Origin of the sequence: Kitasatospora sp. NPDC059827, from assembly GCF_042731675.1 — a bacterium.
Taxonomy (GTDB): domain Bacteria; phylum Actinomycetota; class Actinomycetes; order Streptomycetales; family Streptomycetaceae; genus Kitasatospora.
Genome location: NZ_JBHWIV010000130.1, coordinates 11123 through 16939, shown reverse-complemented (window position 1 = coordinate 16939; position 5817 = coordinate 11123). Strand labels below are relative to the sequence as shown.

The window sequence follows — 5817 nt, the reverse complement described above, 5'->3', positions numbered from 1 at the left end:
CCCGACCCGAAGGCCTTCCCCCCGGACGCCTACGTCCACGCCTACAACGCGGACGGCAAGGAGATCTACAACCAGAAGACCCAGCCCAACACCAAGGTCGCCCCCCGCTAAACGAGTAGTTCCGAAGGCGAGATGGCTGTCCCTGCGCCCGAACTCCCGCGAAATGTCGCGGAGTTCGGGCGCTTCGTCGTCGAGGGGCGGAGTGGCGGGCGGACCGCCGCTCCCGTCGAATTGAACGTGTTCAATATGCGCGCTACGCTCGGGGTGAAGATGAGGGGGAACTCATGAAGATCGTCATCCCCGGCGGCTCCGGCGCGCTCGGGACCCTGCTCGACCGCAGCCTGACGGCCGCCGGGCACCAGGTCACGGTGCTCACCCGCCGCCCCACCGGGCCCCGGCAGGTCGGCTGGAACGGACGGACCCAGGGTGCCTGGGCGGCCGAGCTGGACGGCAGCGACGTGGTCGTCAACCTGGCCGGGCGCAGCGTCAACTGCCGCTACACGCAGGAGAACCAGCGGGCCATGATGGACTCCCGGGTGGACTCCGCCCGGGCCGTCGGGCGGGCGATCGCCGCCGCCCGCAGGCCGCCCGCCGTCTGGCTGCAGATGAGCACCGCCACCGTCTACGCCCACCGGCACGACGCGCCCAACGGCGAACTGGACGGCCGGATCGGCGGCACCGAGCCCGACGCCCCCGCCTCCTGGCGGTACAGCGTCGAGATCGCCCGGGCCTGGGAGGAGGCCCAGGCCGACGCCGACACCCCGCACACCCGGCGCCTGGCGCTGCGCACCGCCGTCGTCCTCGGCCCCGAGCGCGGGGGTGCCTTCGACTCGCTGTCCTGGCTGGCCCGGCTCGGCGTCGGCGGGCCGATCGCGGGCGGCGCCCAGTACGTGTCGTGGATCCACGAGCAGGACTTCGTCAGTGCCGTCGAGTTCCTGATCGCACGGCAGGAGCTCAGCGGCCCGGTCAACCTCGCCGCCCCGAACCCGCTGCCCCAGCGCGAGTTCATGCGCGAGCTGCGCGCGGGCTGGGGCATGCCGCTGGCGCTCCCGGCGACCCGCTGGATGGCCGAACTCGGCGCCTTCGCACTGCGCTCGGAGAGCGAACTGCTGTTGAAGAGCCGCCGGGTGGTGCCCGCCCGACTGCTGGAGGCGGGCTTCTCCTTCGCCTACCCGGACTGGCCGCAGGCCGCCCGCAACCTGGTGCGGCGGCTGCGCGGACGGTGAGGCGGAGCGCGAGCCGGACGGTGAAGCGGGCGGAAGCACGGACGGCGGCGCGGGCCCGGGGGAGGGCCGGGGCGTCACGGGGCTGTCACAGCTGCGCGCCGGAGCTTGCCCGGAGCGGGCCGGAACGGGACGGTGGTGGCGGCCACGGGGGGCGGGGCCACGGGGGAGGGGGGCGTGGGATGCGCACGGTGCGGTTGTCGTCCATGCAGATGCGGAGCGAGCGTTCCGGTGTCGGCTTCACGCTGATGGTCGTCACGGGCGTCGCCCTGGCCGTCACGGGCGCGATCGACCCCTTCGGGGCCTTCCTGGTCGCGGTCCTGGTCGCCGCGGCCGCGCTCTTCGCCACGCCGTACGCCTTCTGGCTGCGGGTCGACGAGCGGGGCGTCACCCTCGTCCGCTACCTGCTGCCGCGTCGCTTCGCGTGGGTCGAACTCCGCGGACTGGCAATGGAGTTCGACGAGGACGAGGAGATCGGCAGGCGCCGCCTCACCCTGCGGCTGCGGCTCGCCGATCCGCCGGGCCGGTTCGCGGGGCCGCTCCTCGGCAAGGTCCCGGTCACCCGGGAGGACACCCCCTTGGGCGTTCCCCCGCGGGCCGTGGCCGAGCTGTTCGCGGTCTTCGGGGAGCGCGGACTGCCCGTCGAGGAGGCGGAGTTCGCCGACGAGGTGCTCCGGGTGCGGGGCCTCCCGCAGCTGCCGCCGCTGCGGGTGTGGGCCGCGCCCGCCGAGGGGGCGCCCGGGGCGGAGCGGGCCTACGCCGACGCGCCGGGGATCGACCAGGAGGCGGACGCCCTGCCGCCCGAGATCCGGCGGCCCCGGCAGCGCGGCCGGCGCGAGTACCTGCTGCGGCGCGCCGCGCTGGCCGACCGGGTCTTCCTGCGGGACGGGGACGGGCTGGCGCTGGCGATCGCCCTGCGGGCGGCGGAGGAGCTGGTGACGTACGACCGGATCACGGTCGAGGGCGACCAGCGGCACTACGTGCGCGAGCAGTACCTGAGCTGGCGCACCCGCCGGCCGTAACGGGGTTCAGTCCTCGGCCGGGTCCCCGGTCCGGTCCCCGGTCCGGTCCTCGGCCGGGTCCGTGGCCAGCAGGTGGTCCAGCACCCGGCCGAACACCAGCCGCCCGGTGAGCGCCACCGCCGGGTCGAACAGCCGGGGCAGCCCGGTGATCCGCAGCTCCTCGGCCCACACCGCCTCACTGCCCGCGCCCACCGCGCGGACCCGCAGTTCGGCGCCGCCGCGCACCACCCGGCCGCGCTTCGCCAGCCGGCACCGCTCGGGCGCGGCCAGCTCGACCAGCTCCATCGGGTCGTCGAGGCGCAGCGGCCCCAGGGTCGTCCGGGCCAGGACCACGTCCCCCACCTGCTGCCCGCCGCCCCGCACCACGCTCACCCGGGTGAACGGGACCCGGTCGCCGTGCCGGTGCCAGGCGGTCAGCCGGGCCCAGCACTCGGCGGGCGGCAGTGGGGAACGGCGGGTCAGCACGAAACGGGCCATGCCGCAGTCTACGGCTGCCCGGCGCCCGCCCGGGCGGGCGGTGCCGACAGGTGCTGCCGGTGGTCCGGCGGGTAGAACTGCCGGGCCCAGTGCCGCATCGCACCGATCGGGCCGTCGCCGGCCGCGAGCCGCGGCGTGGACAGGTACGTCTTGTTGGACCAGATCGGGAAGTCGTCCGCGGTGAACTCCAGGGTGTGCCGGAACATCGGACCGGCGAGCAGCCTGGTCACCGTACGGCTGACCGCGCGGGCGAGCAGGGGCGGCAGCCCCGTCGGCTCGGCCAGCGAGAACCGGCTCGCCTGGCGCAGTTGCACCCGGGCGGGGGCGACCTGGGTGGGCATCACCAGGGAGCAGAACTGCAGCCCCAGCGAGCGGGTGCGGACGTCGGTGTGCAGGGCGGTGAGGCCGTAGCCGTCGACCTCGACCTCCATGTCGCGGAGCCCGACCAGGGGGAACTTCTCCCGGACCCGCATCGAGATGTGGAAGCGGGGCCCGTCGAAGGTGACCGGGGCCGCCAACTCGCCCTCGGGCCAGCCGTGCAGGGTGATGAAGTGGCCCAGGTCGAAGGAGTTCTCCATGACGTCCTGGGCGTAGCCGGGCAGTTCGCAGGCCGCGTGGCGCAGCGGCCGGTCGCCGAGCACGTGCCAGGCGGGGATCTCCCAGTCCGGTTCCCGGCCGTCGTGGTGGCGCCAGACGAAGACCGCGTCGTTCACCTCGCGCACCGGCAGTCGGGACAGTTCGGCTCGGGGGGGCGGGGTGCCGTAGCCGGTGCGTACGCATCGCCCGTCGGGGTCGAAGGCGAACCGGTGGAAGGGGCAGACCAGGTCGCCGCCCTGGACCTCGGCGTGGCCGAGGTGGGCGCCCAGGTGCGGGCAGTACGGGCGGACGGCGCGCAGGCGGCCGTCGCGCAGCCGGTACAGCACCACGTCCTCCCCGGCGAGTTGCCGGGTGATCACGGTGCCGGGCCGGAGCTCGGCGGAGAAGGCCAGCGCGGCCCAGCCGTCGGGGTAGGGCAGGGCGGGTGGGAGTGCGAGGTCGGCGGCGGTCGGTCGGGAGCTGACGGGGTGGACGTGCGGGTGGGACACGCGGATGAGCCCTCCGGTCGGTCTGTGCGGCGCGGTCTGTGCGGCGCGGCCTGTCCGAGGCGCTTGGCGTCCGAACAGATCAGAGCTCAGATGCTAGTCACGGATCGGGTGCCTCCGCGCGGTCAACCTCCCGAAGAGGGAATAGATCTGATGATAAGTCAGATACGGGCGATTGGTCAAAGCTTGGTAAAGTCCGGTCCGCCCTCTGGATGTGCCATTGCACATGTCACATCATGCTCCCCATGAGAAAAGCCATCGCCCTGCTCTCGGCCGCCGCGGCCCTCGCCACCTTCGGCGGACTCGTCGGCCCCGCCTCCGCCGCCGAACCGGACGGCCCCGACCTGGTCGACACCGGTCAGGGCGCGCTCGCCTGGAGCTCCTGCAACGACCCGGCCACCCCGGCCCTCCAGTGCGCGATGCTGGAGGTGCCGGTGGACTACGCCGACCCGCACGGGCGCAGGATCAGGATCAAGCTCAACCGGCTGCCCGCCACCGCGCCCAAGGACAAGCAGCAGGGCCCGATCCTGCTCAACCCCGGCGGCCCCGGGGACTCAGGGCTGTGGATGCCCGCCTACATCGCGGGGAAGATCCCGGCGGACGTCGCCGCCACCTACGACTGGATCGGCTTCGACCCGCGCGGCACCAACGGCAGCGACCCCCACGTCATCTGCGACGCCCACTACTTCGACGCCGAGCGCCCCGACTACCAGCTGAGCCAGGGCACCTCGAAGGCCTGGCTCAAGAAGGCGGCGGGCTACGCCGCCGACTGCGCGGCCGACTGGTCCTGGCTGCTGCCGCACATGACCACCGTCGACAACGCCCGCGACCTGGACAGCATCCGACGGGCCCTCGGCGTACCGAAGATCAACTACTACGGCGGCTCCTGGGGCACCTCGCTCGGCTCCACCTACGGCCAGCTCTTCCCCTCCCACGTGCGCCGGATGGTGCTGGACAGCATCGTCGGCCCGACCATCAGCTGGTACGACCACAACGTCCTCCAGGACGAGGAGCACCAGCGCCGCTTCGACGCCTTCACCGCCTGGGCCGCCAAGGCCGACTCGACCTACCACCTGGGCACCGACCCCGCCGCCGTGGCCCAGGCCTACCACCAGGTCGAGGACGCCCTGCGCAAGGACCCGGTCGACGCCGCCCCGGCACCCGGGAAGATCGGCCCCGCCGAGTTCGAGGACACCTTCTACGGCGGCGGCTACAACTTCCTGCGCTGGCCCCGGATGGCCACCGTGCTCTCCGGCTACCTCACCCAGCACGACACCCGGCCGCTGAACATCGCCTACAACAAGTACGCGGCCCCCGGCGCCGACGACGGTGCCTTCCCCGCCTACAACGCCGCCCAGTGCACCGAGAACGCCTGGCCGCGCGACTGGGAGTACTGGAAGAAGGACCAGGCAAAGGTCGATGCCCGCGCGCCCTTCTACGCCTATAACAACATGTGGTACAATGCCGCCTGCATGTTCTGGCCCTACCAGGGCAACCCGGCCGGCCGCTTGAAGATCACCGGCAAGGGCCTGCCCCCCGTCCTGCTCTTCCAGGCCACCGAGGACGCCGCCACCCCCTACCAGGGCGGCCTCGCCATGCACGACGCGCTGCCCGGATCCAAGCTCGTCGTCCAGAACGGCGGCAGCTTCCACGAGATCCTCTTCCACGACAACGCCTGCCTGGACGACACCTTCACCGCCTATCTGCGCGACGGCAGCCTGCCCCAGGGCAAGGGGCGGATCGCCAAGACCTGCGCCCCCGAGGCCGACCCGGCCCCCGTGTACGTGACCCCGCCGCCCGCCACCGCGAAGGCCCTCACCACCGCACCGGCCGCCCCGCTCGCCCCCACCGACCCCGAGGCCGTGCGCGGGGTGCTGCGCTAGGAATCCCCCGAAGGACCGACAGCACTGAGCGGCGGCGCCCCCCCTCACCCGGGGGGGGGGCCCCCGCCGTCGGCGCGGGGGGGAGGGGGCCCCCCCCCCCGCCCCGAGGGCGAGTAGAACAAGGTAAAGG

General features: G+C 73.5%; 5 protein-coding genes. 3 read left to right on the top strand and 2 right to left on the bottom strand.

The window, feature by feature from the left end; genetic code table 11:
- Positions 1-284: 284 nt before the first annotated feature.
- Both ACFV8H_RS39445 and ACFV8H_RS39440 read left to right on the top strand, forming a co-directional pair.
- The gene (locus ACFV8H_RS39445) at positions 285-1226 is read left to right on the top strand and encodes a TIGR01777 family oxidoreductase (RefSeq protein ID WP_380409349.1); all 942 of its coding nucleotides are present in this window, start codon (positions 285-287) and stop codon (positions 1224-1226) included.
- Between the two features lie 203 nt (positions 1227-1429).
- Positions 1430-2245: a hypothetical protein gene (locus ACFV8H_RS39440; protein ID WP_380409347.1), complete on the top strand. Its 816-nt coding sequence runs from the start codon at positions 1430-1432 to the stop codon at positions 2243-2245.
- Between the two features lie 6 nt (positions 2246-2251).
- On the opposite strand, the gene ACFV8H_RS39435 is transcribed toward ACFV8H_RS39440, so the two are convergent.
- Positions 2252-2722: an SRPBCC family protein gene (locus ACFV8H_RS39435; protein WP_380409345.1), complete on the bottom strand. Its 471-nt coding sequence runs from the start codon at positions 2720-2722 to the stop codon at positions 2252-2254.
- Between the two features lie 8 nt (positions 2723-2730).
- Positions 2731-3813: a Rieske 2Fe-2S domain-containing protein gene (locus tag ACFV8H_RS39430; RefSeq protein WP_380409353.1), complete on the bottom strand. Its 1083-nt coding sequence runs from the start codon at positions 3811-3813 to the stop codon at positions 2731-2733.
- 236 nt (positions 3814-4049) lie between these two features.
- Here ACFV8H_RS39430 and ACFV8H_RS39425 point away from each other — a divergent pair, with 236 nt between their 5' ends.
- Positions 4050-5687 (top strand): alpha/beta hydrolase, encoded by a 1638-nt coding sequence (locus ACFV8H_RS39425; protein ID WP_380409343.1) that lies wholly within the window; start codon positions 4050-4052, stop codon positions 5685-5687.
- Positions 5688-5817 lie beyond the last annotated feature (130 nt).

What these genes read in the sequence shown, in the direction of transcription:
- ACFV8H_RS39445 (WP_380409349.1), top strand. Translation starts at nt 285, where the DNA reads ATGAAGATCGTCATCCCCGGCGGCTCCGGCGCGCTCGGGACCCTGCTC.
- ACFV8H_RS39435 (WP_380409345.1), bottom strand. Translation starts at nt 2,722, where the DNA reads ATGGCCCGTTTCGTGCTGACCCGCCGTTCCCCACTGCCGCCCGCCGAG.
- ACFV8H_RS39425 (WP_380409343.1), top strand. Translation starts at nt 4,050, where the DNA reads ATGAGAAAAGCCATCGCCCTGCTCTCGGCCGCCGCGGCCCTCGCCACC.
- ACFV8H_RS39440 (WP_380409347.1), top strand. Translation starts at nt 1,430, where the DNA reads ATGCAGATGCGGAGCGAGCGTTCCGGTGTCGGCTTCACGCTGATGGTC.